General features: G+C 40.8%; 18 protein-coding genes. 7 read left to right on the top strand and 11 right to left on the bottom strand.

Translation table 11 applies throughout. From position 1 onward, the window contains the following. Nucleotides 1-78 precede the first annotated feature (78 nt). The 7 genes from H6G79_RS20240 to H6G79_RS20270 form a co-directional block, all read right to left on the bottom strand. Nucleotides 79-1719 (bottom strand): iron uptake porin, encoded by a 1641-nt coding sequence (locus tag H6G79_RS20240; RefSeq protein ID WP_190591391.1) that lies wholly within the window; start codon nt 1717-1719, stop codon nt 79-81. Between the two features lie 116 nt (nt 1720-1835). Further along, nucleotides 1836-3473, bottom strand: a complete 1638-nt coding sequence (locus tag H6G79_RS20245; RefSeq protein ID WP_190591392.1) for an iron uptake porin — start codon at nt 3471-3473, stop codon at nt 1836-1838. Between the two features lie 132 nt (nt 3474-3605). Beyond that, nucleotides 3606-4226, bottom strand: a complete 621-nt coding sequence (locus tag H6G79_RS20250) for a Crp/Fnr family transcriptional regulator (protein WP_190591393.1) — start codon at nt 4224-4226, stop codon at nt 3606-3608. A 133-nt stretch (nt 4227-4359) separates the two neighbouring features. Beyond that, nucleotides 4360-6612: a PhoX family phosphatase gene (locus tag H6G79_RS20255; protein WP_190591394.1), complete on the bottom strand. Its 2253-nt coding sequence runs from the start codon at nt 6610-6612 to the stop codon at nt 4360-4362. A gap of 508 nt (nt 6613-7120) precedes the next feature. Further along, complete coding sequence (gene phoU / locus H6G79_RS20260) at nt 7121-7786, bottom strand: phosphate signaling complex protein PhoU (RefSeq protein WP_190591395.1); 666 nt, start codon at nt 7784-7786, stop codon at nt 7121-7123. A 28-nt stretch (nt 7787-7814) separates the two neighbouring features. Beyond that, the gene (locus H6G79_RS20265) at nt 7815-9140 is read right to left on the bottom strand and encodes a PAS domain-containing sensor histidine kinase (protein ID WP_190591396.1); all 1326 of its coding nucleotides are present in this window, start codon (nt 9138-9140) and stop codon (nt 7815-7817) included. A gap of 60 nt (nt 9141-9200) precedes the next feature. Beyond that, the gene (locus tag H6G79_RS20270) at nt 9201-9953 is read right to left on the bottom strand and encodes a winged helix-turn-helix domain-containing protein (protein WP_190591397.1); all 753 of its coding nucleotides are present in this window, start codon (nt 9951-9953) and stop codon (nt 9201-9203) included. Nucleotides 9954-10552: 599 nt separating this feature from the next. Here H6G79_RS20270 and H6G79_RS20275 point away from each other — a divergent pair. Beyond that, a complete protein-coding gene (locus H6G79_RS20275) occupies nt 10553-11536 on the top strand; it encodes a hypothetical protein (protein WP_190591398.1) in 984 nt (327 codons plus the stop codon). A gap of 42 nt (nt 11537-11578) precedes the next feature. Beyond that, nucleotides 11579-12664: a hypothetical protein gene (locus H6G79_RS20280; RefSeq protein ID WP_190591399.1), complete on the top strand. Its 1086-nt coding sequence runs from the start codon at nt 11579-11581 to the stop codon at nt 12662-12664. 389 nt (nt 12665-13053) lie between these two features. On the opposite strand, the gene H6G79_RS37385 is transcribed toward H6G79_RS20280, so the two are convergent. The 3 genes from H6G79_RS37385 to H6G79_RS20290 all read right to left on the bottom strand — a co-directional run bounded on the left by H6G79_RS37385 (nt 13054) and on the right by H6G79_RS20290 (nt 15159). Then, on the bottom strand, nt 13054-13179 hold the full coding sequence (locus H6G79_RS37385; protein ID WP_277877280.1) for a hypothetical protein: 126 nt from the start codon (nt 13177-13179) through the stop codon (nt 13054-13056). A 189-nt stretch (nt 13180-13368) separates the two neighbouring features. Continuing rightward, nucleotides 13369-14142: a 1-(5-phosphoribosyl)-5-[(5-phosphoribosylamino)methylideneamino]imidazole-4-carboxamide isomerase gene (gene hisA, locus H6G79_RS20285; RefSeq protein ID WP_190591400.1), complete on the bottom strand. Its 774-nt coding sequence runs from the start codon at nt 14140-14142 to the stop codon at nt 13369-13371. Nucleotides 14143-14232: 90 nt separating this feature from the next. Beyond that, nucleotides 14233-15159 (bottom strand): Sll0314/Alr1548 family TPR repeat-containing protein, encoded by a 927-nt coding sequence (locus H6G79_RS20290; RefSeq protein WP_190591401.1) that lies wholly within the window; start codon nt 15157-15159, stop codon nt 14233-14235. Between the two features lie 527 nt (nt 15160-15686). Here H6G79_RS20290 and H6G79_RS20295 point away from each other — a divergent pair. From H6G79_RS20295 to H6G79_RS20305, 3 genes are all read left to right on the top strand, one after another. After that, on the top strand, nt 15687-16361 hold the full coding sequence (locus H6G79_RS20295; protein ID WP_190591402.1) for an ABC transporter ATP-binding protein: 675 nt from the start codon (nt 15687-15689) through the stop codon (nt 16359-16361). 89 nt (nt 16362-16450) lie between these two features. Next, nucleotides 16451-17200, top strand: coding sequence for a 16S rRNA (guanine(527)-N(7))-methyltransferase RsmG (rsmG, locus tag H6G79_RS20300; protein WP_190591403.1), 750 nt, complete (start codon nt 16451-16453; stop codon nt 17198-17200). Between the two features lie 417 nt (nt 17201-17617). Beyond that, a complete protein-coding gene (locus H6G79_RS20305) occupies nt 17618-17947 on the top strand; it encodes a hypothetical protein (RefSeq protein ID WP_011319159.1) in 330 nt (109 codons plus the stop codon). Between the two features lie 179 nt (nt 17948-18126). Here H6G79_RS20305 and H6G79_RS20310 read toward each other — a convergent pair whose 3' ends face one another. After that, a complete protein-coding gene (locus H6G79_RS20310; protein ID WP_190591404.1) occupies nt 18127-19212 on the bottom strand; it encodes a DUF6745 domain-containing protein in 1086 nt (361 codons plus the stop codon). Nucleotides 19213-19715: 503 nt separating this feature from the next. Between H6G79_RS20310 and H6G79_RS20315 the strand changes: the two genes are divergently transcribed. Next, nucleotides 19716-20588, top strand: a complete 873-nt coding sequence (locus tag H6G79_RS20315; RefSeq protein ID WP_190591405.1) for a peptidoglycan-binding protein — start codon at nt 19716-19718, stop codon at nt 20586-20588. Between the two features lie 90 nt (nt 20589-20678). Beyond that, the gene (locus tag H6G79_RS20320) at nt 20679-21032 is read left to right on the top strand and encodes a phage holin family protein (RefSeq protein ID WP_190591406.1); all 354 of its coding nucleotides are present in this window, start codon (nt 20679-20681) and stop codon (nt 21030-21032) included. The last annotated feature ends 230 nt before the right edge of the window (nt 21033-21262 follow it).

Consider the following 21262-nt stretch of genomic DNA (forward strand, 5'->3'; position numbering starts at 1 on the left):
TTGTTCTTCACAAATGCTCCTAATAAATAAAACCCCACCGTTAGGTAGGGTTTTATTCATCTCATCCAAAACTGAAATCTAGAAAGAGAAGGTGGTACGCAGTGTACCTACGTAGATAGTATCGTTGTTGTCGTTATGTTCTGGGTTGAAGATTACCAACAAGCCAGGAGTAACTAAGATGTTATCGCTGACTTTGATTTTATAAAGACCTTCTAAGTGATAAGAAGTGTCTCTGTCGGTATTTGCTCTAGTACCAAAATTGAGGTCAGTAACTTTGGGTGGTTGACCAAAAATGATACCCAAGGTGTTGCCTTCTCTACCCAAGTCTTTAACTGATAAGTTAGCAGCCCAGTACCAAATATCTGCACTACCAGAGGTTGTACCTTGTACAGCTTGTGCATCGGTGTAGCCTACCCAACCACCAATGCCAATTTTATCGGTGGGGCGGAAGTTAGCCATGAAACTGTAGTTATTCGCTGTGGTACCAATATTACCGAAAGGTCTGTTGGAAAGAGAACTACCTTGGCTACCAAACAGGTTGACATCAATACCGTTTGTAGTAGGACTATCATTTTGATAGGTATGAGAGTAGGCAAAACCAACGTTGATCTGTTTGCTTGGTTTGAAGTCTATTTGACCAAAGTAGGCATTAGATCCGTTGAACAGACCATTACCTTGGCTGGGGTCACTAGCGTTGGGTGCAAGATACGCACCTGTTAAGCTGATGGGGCCTTTGGGGTTGAGTGTGACTGTCAAACCAGCACCGCCAGGAGATGATGCACGATAAATTGGGCTGAAACGTCCGTAGCGGGATAAAGCGCCTGTACCGCTACTTCTAAAGTCTGGGTTGAACACGTTAATGTTGTTCCACAGTTCCGCACCAAAGGCATCAACCTTGACTCGCACTGCATCACTCACCAGGTTGAATTCATAGTTGAGTTTATCAATTTCAACCTCGTTTCTGTTATCACCATCATGGCCTAAGCGAGTCATGTTGGTTCCTGTAACAGCAGTACCAAATTGCGTGAGATTCCGAGCTTGCAAACGAGTTTGCAATCTGTCTGAACCTGTAAAGCTGGTGTACAAGTTCAACCGCACCCGGTCAGCCAAAATAACATTGCTATCTAAATCACGGTTGTTGTTGCGATTAGTGTCTGTATCAGCGCGGTCATCCCCGAAAGGAGCAGCTACAGTAAAGATAGCTTCACCAACCAACTTGGTGGTAGTAGAAAATTGATTAGCTTCTAACTCAGAAGTGCGGGCTTCTAGTGCATCTACCCGACCACGCAGAGTTGCCAATTCCGCAGAAAATTCTTCTTGTAGACGTTGTAATGTGGCTAAGTCTTCTTTGGTGACTAAATCTGCTGTGGCTGTAGCAATTAATTCGTTAACTCTGTCTAAACAAGCATTCAAACCAGCCGCAAACTCATAACGAGTCAAAGCTCGGTTGCCCCGATATGTACCGTTGGGATAACCTGCGATACAACCATAACGTTCTACTAAAGACTGTAACGCTTGGAATGCCCAATCTGTTGGTTGCACATCCGAAAACTGGGATACAGATGTTACTTGACCCATGCTGTCGTTTTGTTGGGTTAATTGTGCAACAGTTGTGATTTGTTCGTTAGCTTCTCCAGCTAAGGCACTGTTAGCTGCTAATAAAGAAGCAGCTAAAACTGCTGGACTAACTTTTAGTACATTCCAGAAAGAATTTTTCATGATTTTGTTTGCTTTCACTCACACCATACCGTCAAAGTTTCTGGGTATTTTCCTTATTATTTTTTAAGGGAAAATACTCAGGAACTCTGTTTTGATTATATCACGTAAGTGTGAATTTAGAAAGCGAAAGTTGTACGAAGTGTACCGACGTAGATCGTATCGTTTCTGTCGTTATTTTCTGGGTTGAAAATTACCAACAAACCAGGAGTCACTTGAATATTGTTGCTAACTTTGATTTTGTACAGACCTTCCAAATGATAAGCAGTGTCTCCATCTCTACGGTTAGCAACAGGAGTATCTGTGACTGTTGGCTGCTGACCAAATACTAAACCCAGTACGTTACCTTCTCTACCAAAGTCCTTGAGTGCTAAAGTTCCAGCCCAGTAGATGATTTCTGCATCTCTACCTCTATTGGGGCCACTTTCCGCTACAGCATTAGAGTAACCAGCCCAAGCACCAAGAGTCAACTTATCACTAGGTCTAAAGCTAGCTTGGATACCATAGTGATTACCTGTGGTTGCAACAGCAGTACCAAAGGGGCTGATAGCAAATGTACTACCAGTATTACCAATAAAGTTGATAGCGTTACTTGCTGTACCAGCTGGTGAAGTTCTACCACCGTCGTAAGTATGGGCGTAGGCGAAACCAATATTAAAAGCTTGACTGGGTTTAAATTCTAGTTGTCCAAAAGCTGCATAGTCACCGTTGAACAAGCCAAAGCCTGCATCGGGGGTACTGGCTTTAGATGCTAAATAAGCTCCACTTAAGGTAATAGGGCCTTTAGGGTTAACAGTAACCGTTAAGCCAGCGCCGCCAGAACCTACACGATAAATCGGGCTGAAACGTCCGTAACGTGAAATTGCACCTGTTCCACTGCTTCTAAAGTCTGGGTTGAAGACGTTGACGTTTTCCCACAACTCAGCAGTGTTAGCATCAACCTTCACCCGAATAGAATCGCTCAAATTGAAAGCGTAGTTAATTTTATCAACTTGAACTTGGTTGTCAGTCGGGTCAGCAAATGACAGACGGGTTTGACTGGTACCGGTGACAGCTCTGTTATTGGCGATATTACCAGCTTGTAACCGGACTTGCAGTTGATCTGTACCAGTGAAGCTGCTCAGTAAGTTTAAACGTACCCGATAATCAAAAGTAGTGTTGGAGGTTAAATCTGTTGTGGGTGTACTGGGGTTAGATACCGCTTGGTTCCCACCAAAGGCTTGAGATACGTCAAAAATAGCTTCACCAACTAACTTGGTGGTAGTAGAAAATTGATTGGCTTCTAACTCAGAAGTGCGGGCTTCTAGTGCATCTACCCGACCGCGCAGAGTTGCCAATTCCGCAGAAAATTCTTCTTGTAAACGTTGTAATGTGGCTAAGTCTTCTTTGGTGACTAAATCTGCTGTGGCTGTGGCGATTAATTCATTAACTCTATCTAAACAAGCATTCAAACCAGCCGCAAACTCATAGCGAGTTAAAGCCCGGTTGCCGCGATATGTACCGTTGGGATAACCTGCAATACAACCATAACGTTCTACTAAAGACTGTAACGCTTGGAATGCCCAATCTGTTGGTTGCACATCCGAAAACTGCGATACGGATGTTACCTGCCCCATGCTATCTGACTGTTCAGACAACTGAGCCACGGTTGTGATTTGTTCGTTAGCTTCAGCAGCTAAGGCACTGTTAGCTGCTGATAAAGAAGCAGCCAAAATTGCTGGACTAACTTTTAGTACATTCCAAAAAAGTCTGTTCATTATCTTTACTCTCACTCACACCCACTAGTGCAATGTATGGATGTATTTGGGCTACAATCGCTGCTTGTTTTATGGGTATTCACTAAATAATTACAGGCATCAATATATCAGACAGGATGCAACCAACACAAGTTAATAAGCATTGTTTTTAGCTATAGTTTGGGTAGTAAATTTATTTGGTAAACGCAAAATAATCCGCCGCTTGTATCTTAATAAGACTCCTTCTTCTTCAAATTGTTGTAATAGTCTGGTAATTGTCACCCTAGTGGTGTTTAAAACTTCGGCAATTTCTTGATGAGTGATGTTGATGTCGATAACTCGATCTTGTTCGACATCCCGTCCAAATTTATCACTCAGCCAAACCAAAAATTTCCATAACCGCAGGGAAATGGGTTTGAGATGGACAATGCTTAAAAGCTCTTCTGATTGTTGAATATGGGAAAACAAACCTGCCATATCTTGATGCCAGAGATAAGCAGGTACAATACTTACCTCAACACTGGTAAGGCACTCAATTTGGTAGGGTTTCACTTTCGATAAGGGAGAACCAATCAAATCTCCTGGCCCCCAGTAACCTAAAGTGATGAAGGTTCCATCTTCAGCCCAAGTAAGGGTGCGGACTGCACCACGCTCGATGCGCCAGATGACCTCGTTTCTTAAGGGAATAATTTCTTTTCTGGCAAAAATTTTTAGTGATAGTTGCTCACTAATAGATGCGGTGGGAAATGTTGGTGTCAGACTAGTAGATGTCATTATAAATTTTATGGGATCTGGTGAAAGTTTTGATTTGTTCTCAAGGCGATCGCAGCAAAATTAATTAGACTAATTCCTCACAGCTATTTGCTTGATAAAACCAGAAGATTTTAGCTAAATAATAGATGGCTGATTATGTGGCTAATTGAGGATTTTGATATATTTTGTTAGTAGATATTGCCGTTTTTGTGATAGCGATAACCGCCGGTTTTGGGGGTGCATTTGGTGTTTTATCAGGCCAATTAGAACCCAGGGGAACTTTGCGAGTTTGCAAAAATTCTTCACCTGTGGTAGAGGTCACTACAAATTTTCTGGTTTCGATTGCTTGGTTTTTTCTTGTGCCATTTGTTTCACCTGGATGTTGTATGGATAAGAACATAGTTGTTTGATCATTTGTGAAACAAGGGCCTGTCGTTTCACATTCCATTGGCCCCATTGCAAATAAAAAGGCTTTGCCTGCATCTGCGCCACTGGTGGGGATAAACCACATAGAGTTATTGCCAAACAAGCCAGACAAACTCACCGATTTTCCGGGTTCAGCATTGCGGTTATTCACGGCGTTATTGAGTTTGGTGGTGGAAATATCTGTCACCATCCAGACATTACCTTGTCGGTCGAGTAATAAATTATCGGGATTGGCAAAACCCATCCCGCCTGCGGCTGGTTCTCCACCTGTGGCTAACATTTGCCAACGAAAACTCATGGCTGCGGGGTCGTTGTTATCTTCAGTTAAACGCATCACCCAGCCGTATTCATAGCCTGGTTCACCTTTGGGACTTTTAAATACTCGCACATCCGAACCACCTTGTTTGTCTGGCGCACCAGAAGTAAAAGTGATGTATAAATCACCGTTGGGGGCTATTTCTGTATCTTCTGGACGGGCTGTGCAGGTAGCGCCAGCAGCATTAGCGGCGTAATGTGCATCAATTAAAATTGCGCCTTGTTTTTCTTCGGTGTTGCCTGTGTAAAGGTCTGCGAGTTTTTGATACTTTTGTTTGTACTGGGCGATCGCTTCATCTGTGGTGACTGCAAAATAACCCGCCTTCAGGTCTGTTGTTTCAGCTTTGGTTCCCAGGGGCAACAAAATGATATTACCAGCAATTTGACTCGGTACATCTGGATTCACCGGAGTCTCGGCTTTTAGGGGTATCCAGTTACCAGTACCATCAGCGTTGAATTTGGCGGCGTACAGCATTCCCTGTTGTAATAGCCGTGAATTGCCTTTGTCTTGGGGATTTTTGACTTGATCTCGACTAACAAACTTATATATATGTCCGCCACGGCGATCGCATCCTGAATAAAATGCGAGTGGTTTACCTGCTTCTACCCGCACACCGACGGCTTCATGGCGATAACGTCCTAACCAAGTGTGTTTTGTCCCATAATCTTGGGGGTTAGCAGGGTCAATTTCCACAATCCAACCATATTTATTCCCGGCTAAACCAAATACATTTCCTTGTCCGAATAATTCTTCATCACCCAAAGCAAAGGGCAATGTCCCAGGGTCAAAAGCTGTACCATCAGCATAAACTGGTTCTGGTACTTGGGCTTGGAAATTTTCTTCGGCACTCAAAACTGTACCCCAAGGTGTTGTTCCCCCTGCACAGTTAGCGAAAGTCCCAATAATGCGATCGCCCAGTTTATCGATGTATCCTTGTCCTGTTTGCTTGCGAAATATTGCCACGGCTGGGCCTGTGGCTTTTAAATAGCGATTATCTTTTAAGCCCGAAATTCCACTAATGCGTCTATCTGCTGGGGAATTAGTTCTTTCCCACTTACCATTGGCTGTTTTTTGCAGGGAAATTACACCTAAACCTTGGTCTATTAAAGCTGCTTGACAAATTTCGGCAATTTGAGCTTTTACTGGATTATTATCTGGCAAAGCATATGCGTTAATGGCATTTTTACCAGAATTTGTGCTGTCTAAAGCCGCTTTCACCTCAGCAAATGGTAATGATTGACCAATGACTTGCTGATAAGTTTCCATCCAAGGAATCGCACTGATATACTCAAAGTTCACTGCCAGATAACCAGCATTTTCTGTGGTGGAGATAAACGATAAATAATCGTTGTTATAACCAAAGCGCGAATCCCCGACTTGATCACCCCAAGCCGCAATGACTTGATATCCAAACCCTTCTGGCAGTACCAAGTCATCTACAATTTCATAACTACTATATTGGACTTGTTGCTGTTCTCGATTAAAGCCTGCTGTTTCTAAGGGAATCGGCCCTTTAATGGGTTTAAACGAAAATGCCGATTCTCCTACAAATGATGTGTTTCTTTGCGTCGTTGTCTTTTGACCGCAACCTGTGAGATTAGCCAGCGCCAATGCACTCGCGCTACCTCCCATCAATAGCAATAAATCCCGACGCTTGATACTCATTTATATCAGTAAAGCGATAGTTCCTGTGATTTCCGATACTCTAATCAGCTAAGGTTAAGAATAGGTAAAAATTCAGTGAAATCTAACTCAGTTAAGCAAGTTTTAACTTTTTGGTAGTTCAAAATACCAGTCATACCATTTCACGAAATTACTGATAGAAATCGCTTCCTCTGCAACTCTGCTTCTGGTCGCCGAGCGAAGTCGAGGCGCTACTTGCATATCCGTATCATTTTTAAAGTGAAATGGTATCAGTTCAGATCCCCGACTTCTTAAAGAAGTCGGGGATCTCTTGATTCCTCAGCTAAAAAAATCGAGAATTGGAACTTTATATATCCCAATTCTCGATTTTTTTATGTTGTATTTAGTAACAAAAGATTTGCTAAATCATCAATTCCATAATATGGAGAAATCTCAAGAACTCATATTTGATTTGGGGAAAAATCAATACAGCCACTCCCCATTCCCTACTCCCTATCCAAACAAGTAGATTCGGCAATCCAACCGGTTATTAACCACGTTGACCAGTGACAATATATGCTACTCTCTGACCAATATTAGTAGCGTGATCTGCCATCCGTTCCAGACAACGAATTGCTAGTGCTAACAAAATAATTGGCTCCACCACTCCAGGAATATCCCGTTGTTGAGCTAAAGTTTGATAAAGGCGATCATACGCATTATCTACCGCATCATCTAAGTGCTTAATTCCCCGTCCGCCAGCTTCATCTAAATCAGCCAAAGCTACCAAGCTAGTTGCTAACATTGCTTGGGCATGGTGTGACATGATTTCAATTTCTGGTAAAGATGTATGAGGTGGATAAGGGAAAAGTTTAACTGCTATTTTGCCTAAATCTTTAGCATAATCTCCTATCCGTTCTAAATCTCGGACTAATTGCATAAAAGCACTCAAACAGCGCAAATCTTGGGCTGTTGGTGCTTGAGTCATGATGGCTGTACAGTCTGATTCTATTTGTCTATAAAAACGGTCAATTTTTTTATCTAATTGGGGGAGTTCTTCAGCAGCCGTAAGGTTACGAGCAAATAACGCTTGGTGGCTGAGGCGAAATGATTGTTCTACCAAAGCTCCCATACGTAAAACATCTCGTTCTAAGCGCCTGATGGCACGCGCCAACTGAGAACTGTCAGGGTTGGAATTATAAACGACAGCTTCCACACTTGTATTCTCAAAAGTGAAGATACTATTAACTATAGTCTTGGCTTTGAGAGTTCGCCACAACTTCGGGAAGTATCACCTGCATCCAAGCACCACCTGTTTGGGGGTGATTCATGGCTTTAATGGAACCACCGTGAGCTAAGAGAATTTGCCGGACGATCGCTAAACCCAAACCATTGCCGACAATAGAACCAATGGAATTATCTTGTAAGGGGGAATGTGTTCTAGCTTTATCTCCCCGATAAAATCGCTCAAAAATATGTGGTAAATCGGCTTCGGAAAAACCTGCCCCAGCATCAATTAAATTTATTTCTAACAAGGGAGATATCGAATTATTTTGATGATTGTCTTCAGAAAATTTAATCTTTGCTTCTACTTGAATGTTGGTGCTAGGAGAACTGTATTTAATACTATTGTCAAGCAAATTTAGAAAAACTTGATAAATTCTGGCTTGATCAGCTTTTACCCAAATATCTTCCGGCCCAGAATAGTGAAGTGAGAGGTGTTGTCTTTGTGCTAAGGGTTCTAAGGTTTCCCAAACCGATGTAATCAGCGATCGCAATTCCACTGGTTCTAAATGCAATTGCATGGTTGGGTTAGCTTCGATTTGCGTTAGTTCTAACCAGCCTTGGACTAAGCTAATTAATCGGTCAACTTCTTGCATCAAGCGGTCAACCCAACGGTTTAAGGGTGGTTCTAGGCGATGTTGTAAGGTTTCTGCAACCAGGCGAATGGAAGTTAAGGGTGTTCTGAGTTCATGGGCTAAATCAGAAAATGAGCGATCGCGTTCTTGATTTACGTCTAAAAGTGGTTGACGATTTTCTAAAAATACGCCTACTTGACCATTGGGTAAGGGTAAGCCAGAGGCGCGTAAGGTCATAGACTTGATTGTAGGTAGTTCGGCTGGATTGTCGGATGAGGGATGAAATAACCATTCTTTGGTTTGGGGTTTTTGGCGATCGCGTGTTTGTTCCACCAACCGATCTAATTCATAGGAACGCACCAATTCTAACAGCAAGCGCACCTGTCCCGGTTGCCATCGTTGCAGATATAAAATTTCTCGCGCTTGTTCGTTGCACCACAGCAATTGATTTTCTTCATCTACTTGCAAGTATCCTATGGGGGCAAAATCCAATAGGTCTTGATAAGTTTGTAGGGATTGCTGTAAATCTTGGCGCTGCTGTTGTAATGTCTTGATTTCCTGACGCAAACGAGGTAATAGCGGTAGAGCTACATCTGTAGAACTAGAGTAGGGTTGAAGAACTCTCCCCAAGTAACGGTTTAATTGAATCTGTTGCCAAATCCAAAACCCTATACCTACCGCCAAACCTAGAATTAATCCCAATAAGAACATTGTGAGTCCCAGTTGCTAGTTGCGTCGTAATTAATAAAAACTAACAACTATCTTCACCAATTATCCGAAACGATAGCCAAATCCTCTTACAGTCACAATATATTCGGGGTGGCTAGGATCTAACTCTAACTTCTCCCGCAACCAGCGAATGTGAACATCTACAGTCTTGCTATCGCCAACGAAATCTGGCCCCCAAACCTGATCTAACAACTGTTCCCGCGACCAAACTCGCCGCGCATAACTCATAAACAATTCCAGCAACCGGAATTCTTTCGGGGAAAGATTAACTTCTTGACCCCGCACTAGTACCCGACATTCTTGGGGGTTTAAGGTCACGTCTTTGTATTTCAGAACGGGTAATTGCGGTAAAGTGCTTAAACGTTGACGACGCAACAAGGCGCGACAACGAGCCACTAATTCCCGCATACTAAATGGTTTGGTGAGATAGTCATCTGCGCCAACTTCTAAACCCAACACGCGATCGGTTTCACTTCCCTTGGCACTCAGCATCAAAATCGGCACTGGATTGCCTTGATGGCGCAATAAGCGACAAATATCTAAACCATTGATTTGCGGCAACATCAAGTCAAGAATCACCAAATCAAAAGGGAACTCACCGGAGTTGGGTTCAACACTTTTGAGATACTCGATCGCAACCCTGCCATCTGGCGCTGTCACGACCCCGTAACCTTCCTCCTCCAATGCTACAGAGAGCATCTCTTGGATTAACTCTTCATCTTCTACCACTAGAATCTGACTTGTGTGTCCGATATCTGCTCTGGCAGAATACTTGGTCGATTCACTGGTGTACATTGATATCACAAAAGTCTGCCCTGTGCTTGTATCAATATTGAGAAACGAGTCAATTATCTAATCTCTCGGTGCATTCACTGTCGCACCTGAGCAAATTACTTTGCAAAAAGTAACATATATAACAGTCATGTCTACAAAACATTATAAAGCAAGTTTGTTGCATATTAGCAAAAAACTCGTTGTCAAACTTCACACTCAAATGTTATGGAGTTTGCTGTTATCTGCTACTAGTTGCAGACTAGGTGATTCTACACTGCTACATCGCCGAAAAACAAGCTTTTCACGTCAGCCATCACTCTCTCTTGACAAGGGCAAGAGAGTTTGAGTATACTTGTTAGTACAAATTTACTATATACAAGCGATCGCAGTATTAGGTAAGGACATTTTAAAGCCTTCTGCCTTCTACTAACTAGAAGCCATACCAACAACTAAAGCAGTACGGTTAATTGACATCGTACTGGATTTTAAGTATTTCTTTATTCCAGTATTTGTACTGAACAAAAATCACTGTGTTAAAGGTTACTCTGATGTCTGCATAGGGTAGCTATTGGTATGGTTTGCTACCTGTTCAATTCATTGCTAATTAAGGGAGTTTGAGTATGACTTCAGTTGCAGTTAAAGACAGTAAACAGCAACTAATACAAGCATTTCAACAAATTTTAGCTGAACAAAAAAAATTAGAATCAAAAATTGCGACTAAACAAGAAGAAGCTGAAAAAGCCAAAAACCAAGAAATTTTAACTGCGGCTTCTACATATACAGTTGATAGCATTGTTAAAGGTTTAGCCGATTTACAACTTGAATTTGGTAGTATTGTCACCTCTCTATCAGAAAAACTGGCAAAAGAAAATTCCAAATTAGATGAACTCAACCGAGCGATAGAAATTGCTACTCAAAACCTTCAAGAACTGCAAAGAATTAGAATTGTTGCAGATACATTAGATATTCTTACTCAAGAACATCAAGAAAAGTTAAAAACTTTAGAACAAGATACCGCCAGTAAACAAGAATCTATTGAAAAAGAAATTGCTCTCAAACGTAAAGAATGGCAAAAAGAGCAGTCAGAATATGAAGAAGCTATCACAGCATACAATGATACAACCAATAAAGAACGTCAACGAGAACAAGAAGAATATCAATATAAATTAGAAACTACTCGTAAGCTCAACACCGATGCTTACGAAGCCAAAAAACGCACCTCAGAAAGAGATATCCAAGAAAAGACTGAACAGAAAGAAAAAGACTGGACTGAACGGGAGAAAGTTTTATCTAGTAATCAAGCTTTATTTAAAGAATATCAGCAAAAAGTAGCAGCCTTCCCCACTGAATTGGAAGAAGCCGTGAAAAAAGCGCGAGAAGAAGCAATTAAAGAAACTAGTCAAAAAGCCAAAATTGAAGCTGATTTATTTGAGAAAGAATGGGAATCTACCAAGCAAAGCTATGAACTCAAAATCCAAAGCTTAGAACAGACAATTACCAAGCAAACTGAACAAATCGAAAGTATTTCTACCCAATTACAAGCCACCCTGAAGCAAGCGCAAGATTTAGCCATGAGAGCTTTTGGTAATTCTGCTGCTAAATAGATAATTCTTATCTGAGTAATTTAGAATCATTGGAGGTTAAATATGGCTAGTAAGAAACTCACAGATAAGAATACCAAGGCGGAAATTCTGCAAGCTTATGAAGAGTTATCTAAAGAAACATCAGGGCTAAAAACTCAACTAAATCAAGCCTTAAAAGCAAATCAAAATACCAACGTAGAAAAGCCAAAAGTAGAACAAAATACAACTATCACTATGACTCAGCCTGCAACTATCCAACAAAAGATGAATTATACAATTGAAAGTTTAGCTAAAATTCAATTGGGCTTTGGTAGTGCAGCAAATGAGTTATCAGAACAGTTAACCACCCAAGCTTCTAAATTAGGAGAAATTAGGCAATCTGTAGAAACAGAAATTACCGCCTTAAAACAATTACATAATTTAGAAGTTGGTGAAGATACATTAGATACTTTGATTACAGCCTATGAAGATAATTCTAAGGCATATCAGGAAGAATATAATCAGCGTTATGAAATATTATCACAAGAAATACTTGAGCAACGTATTACTTGGCAAAAAGAACAGGACGAATATAAGCAATCAATTAAAGAACGCAATGATAATTTAAATAAAACCCGACAACGAGACACAGCCGAGTATAAATATGATTTGGAGTTGCAACGCAAATTAGAATCTGATGAATATGAACAAACTCAAAAAACTTTATACAAGCAGTTAGAAGAATTTCAACAAGAAACAGAAAAGCAATGGGCTGAAAAGGAAAAACAAATTGCAGAACGCGAAAAGCAGTTTGAAGAAGCGAAAGCAAAGGTAGAAGGATTCCCGAAAGAGAAAGAAGCAGCCATCAAAAAAGCTACGGAAGAAGGTAAAGGAATCGCTCATTACCAAGCCAAGGTAAAATCTGATTTATATGGGAAAGAAGTCGAGGGACAGAAGCGTTTTTATGAGCAGAGATTACAATCTCTAGAACAAACTATTACTAATCAAGAAACACGGATTCAAAATCTATCGAAACAATTAGACTCTGCATTGAAACAAGTCCAAGATTTAGCAGTTAAGGCAATTGAAGGAACTGCAAATGTCAATTCTTACCAAGCAATTAAAGAGATTGCGTTAGAACAAGCAAAAAGTCAGGTGAAGAATAAATAAAAATTAATTTAGAGACGTAATTCTAAATTACGTCTCTACTATTTAGGCATAATTTGTAGTCAATAATTATTGATAATCAGGGTTCGGTTTTATTCGGTTTACCATTGTTCAGAGGTTTCTTGCGGGGCGTTACGCTTTCATTAGATTTTTTGTTGGGTTGGGGGTTGGGGTTTGATTTTTGGTTAGACATAATACTGTGGAATTAACTCTATATTGACATACAACAAGAATATTACTGAATCCAGAAATTAGTCAAAAAATTTACATATAAAAATAAAAAAGAGACGCGGTTATACTTGCGCCTCTAGATAGAGAAGAAACCCAATATTGTAAAAAATTAAAAGTTTTAGTAAATGTGATTGCTATAGTTAGTTAAGTTTTACAAAAAACTATTCTGGTTTATCAATTTTGTTCGAGTTCTGTTGATTGATTGTGTCAATTTTGCCAATGAACCGAATAGCACCAGGTTCTGTTTGACGTGGCTTACCGTTATTCCGGGGTTTTTGACGAGTCATAAGATTACACTGATTGTTCGTAAACTCTTTACTACTTTAATTACAACAGTGTAAATAGCTATTCCGGAAATTAGAGACGACGGATAAAGTAGTTGCAGTTGTAGAGACGCTGGATACAACGTCTCTACTTAGGGCGGAGTAGAAACTATGTATGATTGTGTTTAGCCGCGATTTTAAATCGAACTATTATTAAGCAAAGGAAGAAAAGCCAAGATTTGGTGGTACATCTTGAATGCGTCCTGGGCCGATCGCTCGTAGTGCTTCTTTGAGTAAAATATCGCCAGTATACAAAGCACGTCCCACAATTGCACCTGTGACACCTAGTGGTTCTAAGGCTAATAAACTCAACAAATCAGTTACCGAACTCACACCACCAGAAGCAATTACGGAGATGGAAATCGCATTGGCGAGTTCGCGTAATGCTTCAATATTGGGGCCGCTGAGAGTACCATCACGGTGAATATCTGTGTAGATAATGGCTGCTGCACCTAATTCTTGCATTCGCACCGCGAGTTGGGTGGCTAAAACTTCCGAGGTTTCTAACCAACCACGGGTAGCGACTTTCCCATTTCGTGCATCAATACCGATGATAATTTGTTGGGGAAATTCTTGGCAGAGTTCTTGGACTAGCTGTGGTTGTTCGACAGCGACAGTTCCTAAGATTGCCCATTGTACACCCAAGTTAAACACTTGCTGCACACTAGAGCGATCGCGCAATCCACCACCGATTTCAATTGGTACTGATATTGCTTGAGCGATCGCTTCAATCGCTTTCAAATTTACTACTTTACCTGCTTTTGCGCCATCTAAATCAACTAAATGTAAGCGAGTTGCACCTTGATCTACCCATTGTTTAGCCACATCCACAGGATTCTCACTAAAAACTTGGGATTTTTCATAATCTCCCTGATACAGTCGCACACAACGACCTTCAAGTAAATCAATTGCAGGAATTACATCCATTTATCTTATCCTTGGTTAATTTTTGTTTGAAAAGAGAAGTGAGAGCTGAGAAATAGAGGGACGGGGTAATGTAACAATATTCTTGAATCCCTATTTATTTAGCTGATTCACTGCACTATTGCGTTCTCGCTCAATTTGTTTGACTAAACTAGCGGGTAATTGGGATTTTTTAGTCAAAGCTGTGTCAAAATTAGCGATCGCATCTCGCAGCAACTCTTGACTTTTTTCCCGTTTTCCCTTTTCCCTGAGAATTTGGGCTTTGAGATAATACAACTCTGGGTTATCTGGTGCGCCTTGAATTGCTTGATTGGCATAATCTAAGGCTTGAGTATATTGTTTCAAATCTCGGTAGCCGATCGCAATGCCTCTATCTGCCAAATATCTTGGTGCTGCACTTGTCTCTAACCGCCCAATTGCCTCATCTGGATTGGCAAAGGGTAAGTTAACAGAAAGCATCAAATCCATGTAGCCTCTGAGTAAATTCAATTCGGGGTCTTTGGGCGAAATCGCTTCGGCTTTATCTAAATACTCGTACACCTGGCGCAACCTACCTAAAGCTTGAGTCGCACCTTTCGCCGCACCTTCCCGCGTCACAATTACCGCACCTTCAAAAAAATGCCCAACGGCGGTGTATAAATTACCACGCAAAGGATCACTAGCAACTAATTTCTGCCCAGCATCTAAAATTTGCTGGCTATATTTATCTAAACCTGTCATATCCCCCTTGGTGTATGCCAACGATGCTTGCATGGCATAAGCTAAGGGTTCATTTGGTTCTTTTGCTAAGGCTTCTTTGAGGTGACGTTCCGCTTCGGGATAATTACCTTGTTGGAAAATAGCTTTAAAAGCCGCTTCTGTATGATCGCCAATTTGATGTGCTGCGTTGCGTCCAAAGGGGTCGCCAGCAAAAGCAGGAGTTACCCAAAGATGAAATGCGATCGCAGTCGTAAAACTTACCTGGGCAATTTTGGTTAATTTAGTAAAAACTATTTTTGCATTGGGAAATGGTTGAGTCATCAGCACCCTCAGAATAATTGCGGTTGAAATAGTTTTATATGTTACCTAGAATGCAACAATGTTTCATCTCAATTTAGTCCTAATAGCAGTAACCAAGTTAGTTAATATAGCAGAAGGCAGGAGGCAGTGGTTCGGCTACTTCGGCTGCGCTCAGTACAAGTTCGCTCACCAACCAGGCAGAAGGAAAAGTCTTACTATTCCTGGCATTCAAGCTTTGAAATTGTCCTAACATCTCTGACTACCGCTATACATCGATGAAATGCAAATAAAAACAACATCCTTCTAACTCTGTAACCTATCACCTCTCACCTGTAACCTATTTGTCATTACATTCCCAAAAGGTTGACTAGGCTCATTTTTGCAAGTTCCCATGATTGTTCTAGTTCTGAATCTAGGGTTCTTCTGCCAAAATAAAAAGATAGTCTGGCTGTGAGATCATGCTTGAAGCGTTTCGGAATTCTCCGGTTGTACTTGGTGTAGTTAACGTTAGTTAGTAAGCTATTCGCCAATTTTGGTAATTTTAACAAATGCTCTATCTCAGAAATTTAGTTTATCATCCCACAGCTTGCCCAACCGCAATTCTCAAGTCAGTTAACCTAGAATTACCCCCTCAGCAATTAGGTTTAATTATTGGCCCTAGTGGTTCTGGGAAAAGCACCTTACTCGAAATTTTGTCTGGACTGGCCGAACCAACTTCTGGCGGAGTGTTTTGGCGAGAACAAGGACTCATCGCCGAACAACTACAACAACTAGCGGGAATTGTATTTCAGTTTCCTGAACGGCACTTTTGCGGCGGGACAATTTTAGAAGAATTGCGCTTAGGACATCCAGAGTTAGGAACAGAACGAGTCAAGCAAGCACTTACTGAAGTGGGATTAGAACATTTATCTTTGTCTGCTGCGCCTTATGCTTTAAGTGGAGGACAGCAACGGCGTTTAGCTTTAGCAGTGCAGTTAATTCGTCAGCCAAACCTCTTGTTATTAGATGAACCTACAGCCGGGTTAGATTGGTCAATGCGCCAGCAACTAGTTAATTTATTGGCGAAACTCAAACAAGACTGGACATTGTTAGTAGTAACACATGATGCTGGAGATATGTTAGCGATCGCTGACTGTTGTTGGACACTCAATCACGGCGAACTGCAATCAGTTGATCCAGCGACACTTAGTAGTAAAGTGAAAGAACCCCAACCAGCAGCGTGACTTCATAAGTATGAAGTATGAAGTGTGAAGTATGAAATTTCATCTTTTAGTCTTCTGCCGTTTGACCAATGACCAATGACCAATGACTAATGACTAATTCCACCACTCCCTTGCTGCCAGAAATGGCAGAAATTTGGCAGCAAACCCTCAATTGGCAACCAACTACACAGCAACAGGCACAATTCCAGCAACTTTATGAGTTAATTCTGGAAGGTAACAGCCAATTAAACTTAACTCGCATCACCGCACCCCAGGAATTTTGGGAAAAACATCTCTGGGATTCCTTGCGGGGAATTGTACTCAACAACCAATTTATTACATCTCTCCAAACAGGTGCATCTGTTATTGATATTGGTACAGGTGCAGGTTTTCCCGGCGTTCCCGTAGGAATAATTGCACCCAACAGCACAATTACTCTGTTAGATTCCACCCGCAAAAAAATTGCTTTTATCGATAAAGTATTAACTTCACTAGAACTCAGCAATTGCAAAACTCTCGTTGGCAGAGTTGAAGAAATCGGTCAGCAAACTCAACACCGCCAAACCTATGATCTTGCCCTCATTCGTGCCGTCGGTACAGCTTCCGAATGTGCAGAATACAGCCTACCATTAATTAAAAAAGGTGGTTTAGCCGTAATTTACCGAGGTACTTGGACAGAAGAAGAAACCACAGTTTTGCAAAATGCTGTGAAACAGTTAGGTGGTGAAATTGCAGCAATTGAACAATTCACAACTCCCTTAACTAATAGCATTCGCCACTGCTTATATTTGCGAAAGATAGCAAGCACACCGCCTCAATTTCCCCGCGCGGTTGGTGTCCCTCATCAAAAGCCATTGTGACGTTGAAATACTTATGAGAAATGAAAGTTTGACGAAAATATCATAATCAGGACTTACGCAAAGTCATGAAAAAACGAACCGCAAAGGGCGCAAAGGACACGAAGTTAAGAGGATTTGAGAGGGTGTTTGCGTAAGTCCTAATAATTATGTACTTGATTACTTACGAAAAACTTTCAACTTTACCCTGATAAAGCTGTAATTTTATCTATGGAAGTCAAGCTTTAGTAGTCAATAAATAAGAATCAAATTTTCTGACTTTGCCGAAAACTCAGATAAATGATGCTTTTTAGTAGCCAATGCAGCGCAACTTCCTTGCTTGGTCGTAGCTCAAGGAGTGCGATCGCGTTTGTTGATTATGTTGTTAAGCACATTTAAATCTTTTTTACTAAATTTTAAGTTTAATAAGCTTCAAATATCGTGACCAAAGAAGAGTTTTACTGGAGTAAACACATTGTTGCTATTGAATGGTGGCTGTATGAGTGTGATTTGCCAAATAAATTAACTTGGGCAAGGCTTCGGGTGTTTGATGATGCTACGGCTGACTCTTGCTTTGAGGAGGGAGGTAAATTGTACGGTTTTGAAAATCGGGATTTTGCGGCGTACATTCTCAGCGAGGACGAATATGTAAGCTTTCAAGGAATGGATGTAGAGGATGAGCAAGAATACGGGATAAAACTAGCAGAAATTTACACTCCTGCTTGGCTAGACAATCCTGATCAATTATTTGAATACTTTGGAAGCTACTAAGTGAACACAATTTATGAACTCGATATTAGCTTCAATAGTGCAGAGAACTTGCAAAGCACTAACAGCGATCGCCTAGCCTAATGTCGTGTTATATGGGTTAACCGACATTGGGGTAAAGTCAGCTAGTATAAGCATTTAGATTAAACTCTGCTCTCATTGCCACTCTGCTAAAAAGATGCCTAAGTTTGCACACTAAATTCTTCAGGAGCAATACCCCAGTTTATCCAGCTAATACCATCTTGTGCTGATTTAATATCCGGTGGTACGCGCAATACATGAATCCTTTGGGTGCTAGGACAGGTCATTTTCAACAAAGAAATTGGTTCTATATCTATATCGGAATTAATTTTAAGAAGTGTGTATTCTTGCCAGGAATCTAATTCAACTGCTTGTAACTGTTCAATAATTCGAGAATAACCAATGCCTTGAATTAACACGCGCCGCAGTTCAGCATTCTTTTCTTCTAACAACCATTTTGGTTGCCATTCCTCTGGGTGTAATTTGCCATATTTGTCTGGCAACCTAACACCGTGATATGCGTAAATACTATATCCGTCAGCGAATTGAACTGCTGCTTCTCCTTCAGCATGGAGAAGGTATTCGTGATCAAAGGATAGTTTGGTTGAGCGAGCGCAGACAAAGCAGAATCCGTTAAAAGGAAATATTATTCCACCCATCAGTAATACTTGTTGTACAACTTGATATAAATCCGGGTCATAGTAACAATTCAACTCTGAAATGAAAAAATCAAACGTGGCAGCAATGTATATCCAATTAAAAGGTGAAATACATACATAATTTATCTTCTTGCTCCAAAGTCGCCAAACCAATTCAGATTGATTCCCAGACAGAATCATATTTAATAAGTTAAACGGATTGTCAGTATAAAACTCTAAATCATCACCATCTAAACTTCTTAATAAATAGTTTATATGATTTGAACTGCTTTTTTTCAATAATGTTTGTTTCCAAAAATCTTTAAGTTGTTTATTGACTATTTTTTCTATATTACCTACTAAATTATTATTCAATTGGCACTGAGAAGAATTAAGTAATAGCATTTCATTGATTGCTGCATAGGGGCTATTACACAAAATAATTTGAGGACTTCTTTTATTTACAAGTGAATAAATTTTTTCAGTAAACTCTAATACATTATTATTAATAGCTTCAGTCGAAAATGCTATGTTTCTCCACTTCTGCCAATAATTTAAAATTAAAGCTTCCTGTTCTGGTGTTAATTTTTTAGATTTTTGATTAGACATTTTAAGCTAAAAATAGTCACTGTCTAATTGTGGCTACACTGCTCCCAATTAAACATTCGTAAAATCCTTGATTTCTTTATGGATTGGGCGTAAGTAAGAAAGCCCATTAAGAAAAAAATTAGATTATTTGTTCAATTGCCTAAACTGTAAGACTTTCAGCCGCCGCGAACGCGCACCTTGATTGCGAAACACTGGCGGTGATCGCAGTTTTCTTCCCCAGCTTCGACTGTGCAATAGAGATGCACAACACTGGCTCTCACAACCATTGATTTATCTGAGTGTGACTAGTGTTAGTAAGAAATTCAGGGTGGAATTTGCTTACTTTGAGGGTATTGTAATTATCGCTTGACTGGGAGCGATCGCACTCACTCATCTAAGGTATTGTAATTATCGCTGGATTTGGAGCGATCGCACCACAACCCACCATATTGTGCTGTACTAGCTTTTTTCTGGACTCCAGTGGCTGGTAATATTAGCAACAGAAGATTCTGGGGGTAAATTCCATGAAAGGCAGCCTAACAGCATGTTTCTTGAAGTACTTAGAGTTACGGTCAGGCTTGCGCTGCTTGAGTGCTAATCAGTTGTATTGGTTACTGCTGTTATTTTCTCCGCCTTTATTTGTTGCTTCTTCGTCTATAGTTTCATTGGCTGCACCTTTGGAAATCGCTCAAGCTGTACCAAATGCTGCAATTTCTCGTCCGACGCTGAAAATTGGCTCTCAAGGGGAACGTGTTTCGGAGTTGCAAGCCGCACTCAAGCTTTTAGGCTTTTACTCAGGCAATGTTGATGGAGTTTATAACGAAAATACGGCAAATGCAGTTTCTCGCTTCAAGCAAGCCGTTGGTTTAAATCCTGATGGGGTAGTTGATGCGGCTACTTGGCAAAAACTGTTTCCTAAAGAACCAGCATCTACCAACACGGCTGCATCTTTGTCCGCAACTCGACCAAGCACTACCAACGCTGCTGTAGCGAAACCAGAACCAAGACCTGCTACTCCTAGAACTAGAACCACCCAAGTACCAACACTCGCACCAGAACCAAAACCAGTTAACCGCAGAACTCCCACAACGCAACGCAGAACTCCGACAAAGCCAGCAGCACCAACTATTACTTTTCGCCAAGTTCCGGGAATTCAATACACTGCGGAAGGATATCCCATTTTACGTTTAGGGATGAGTGGTCAAGATGTCATCACGTTGCAAAAACAATTACAAAGGTTTGGTTTTTTGAATAGTGGTAATGTCGATGGTGATTTTGGACGCACCACCGAAACCGCAGTGAAAGCGTTGCAAAGGCGTTATGGGTTAGAAGAAGATGGTGTAGCTGGTGGCGCTACCTGGGACATTCTCTTGCGGCGATCGCCTGGGCAACGATAGGCTAATAATACGTAGTTATGTCAGTTTTCAGTAGGGATGGTATATGGCATCTCTACTCAATTTATGTGATGGAAGTAGTACCTGTTTGATATGAAACACTTTTTGTTAACTTGGCTGGCTACTGCGGTGGCGTTACTGATTACCTCTAGAATTGTCGATGGTTTTATTGTCAATAACTTTGTTGCGGCTTTGGTAGCAGCATTGGTTATTGGCTTGGTCAATGCTTTTATTAGACCAGTTTTACGCCTGTTAGCCTTTCCTATTACTTTACTAACTTTTGGGTTATTTACATTTGTCATTAATGCTTTATCTCTGTGGTTAGCCAGTGCTATTACTCCCAGTACTGGTTTTGAGATTAAAGGCTTTTTACCCGCATTGCTGGGGTCAATTGTATTATCAATTGTGTCGAGCGTGATTAATTATTTTCTCAGAGCTGTTGAATAAATAATGACAATTCGCAATTCGCAATGACGTGACGCTCGTTCCTCGCTAACGCAATTAAGAAATCTAGCTCCAGTAAGACTTTCCTGATTTATATCTGTCGCATTCTTTTCTTAAATTGGTATAAGTTGGTGCTGTCATTATTCATTGGCGACAGTTTCCAGACGACTTAAATTTCGTAATATAGTTCAGCTTATTTGCCAGACTTCCTTCTCCCTTGTCTCCCTTGTCTC

The organism is Anabaena sp. FACHB-83 (assembly GCF_014697485.1).
Taxonomy (GTDB): Bacteria; Cyanobacteriota; Cyanobacteriia; order Cyanobacteriales; family Nostocaceae; genus Nostoc_B.

What these genes read in the sequence shown, in the direction of transcription:
- H6G79_RS20240 (WP_190591391.1), bottom strand. Translation starts at nt 1,719, where the DNA reads ATGAAAAATTCTTTCTGGAATGTACTAAAAGTTAGTCCAGCAGTTTTA.
- H6G79_RS20245 (WP_190591392.1), bottom strand. Translation starts at nt 3,473, where the DNA reads ATGAACAGACTTTTTTGGAATGTACTAAAAGTTAGTCCAGCAATTTTG.
- H6G79_RS20250 (WP_190591393.1), bottom strand. Translation starts at nt 4,226, where the DNA reads ATGACATCTACTAGTCTGACACCAACATTTCCCACCGCATCTATTAGT.
- H6G79_RS20255 (WP_190591394.1), bottom strand. Translation starts at nt 6,612, where the DNA reads ATGAGTATCAAGCGTCGGGATTTATTGCTATTGATGGGAGGTAGCGCG.
- H6G79_RS20265 (WP_190591396.1), bottom strand. Translation starts at nt 9,140, where the DNA reads ATGTTCTTATTGGGATTAATTCTAGGTTTGGCGGTAGGTATAGGGTTT.
- H6G79_RS20270 (WP_190591397.1), bottom strand. Translation starts at nt 9,953, where the DNA reads ATGTACACCAGTGAATCGACCAAGTATTCTGCCAGAGCAGATATCGGA.
- H6G79_RS20275 (WP_190591398.1), top strand. Translation starts at nt 10,553, where the DNA reads ATGACTTCAGTTGCAGTTAAAGACAGTAAACAGCAACTAATACAAGCA.
- H6G79_RS20280 (WP_190591399.1), top strand. Translation starts at nt 11,579, where the DNA reads ATGGCTAGTAAGAAACTCACAGATAAGAATACCAAGGCGGAAATTCTG.
- H6G79_RS37385 (WP_277877280.1), bottom strand. Translation starts at nt 13,179, where the DNA reads ATGACTCGTCAAAAACCCCGGAATAACGGTAAGCCACGTCAAACAGAA.
- hisA (WP_190591400.1), bottom strand. Translation starts at nt 14,142, where the DNA reads ATGGATGTAATTCCTGCAATTGATTTACTTGAAGGTCGTTGTGTGCGA.
- H6G79_RS20290 (WP_190591401.1), bottom strand. Translation starts at nt 15,159, where the DNA reads ATGACTCAACCATTTCCCAATGCAAAAATAGTTTTTACTAAATTAACC.
- H6G79_RS20295 (WP_190591402.1), top strand. Translation starts at nt 15,687, where the DNA reads ATGCTCTATCTCAGAAATTTAGTTTATCATCCCACAGCTTGCCCAACC.
- rsmG (WP_190591403.1), top strand. Translation starts at nt 16,451, where the DNA reads ATGACTAATTCCACCACTCCCTTGCTGCCAGAAATGGCAGAAATTTGG.
- H6G79_RS20310 (WP_190591404.1), bottom strand. Translation starts at nt 19,212, where the DNA reads ATGTCTAATCAAAAATCTAAAAAATTAACACCAGAACAGGAAGCTTTA.
- H6G79_RS20315 (WP_190591405.1), top strand. Translation starts at nt 19,716, where the DNA reads ATGAAAGGCAGCCTAACAGCATGTTTCTTGAAGTACTTAGAGTTACGG.
- H6G79_RS20320 (WP_190591406.1), top strand. Translation starts at nt 20,679, where the DNA reads ATGAAACACTTTTTGTTAACTTGGCTGGCTACTGCGGTGGCGTTACTG.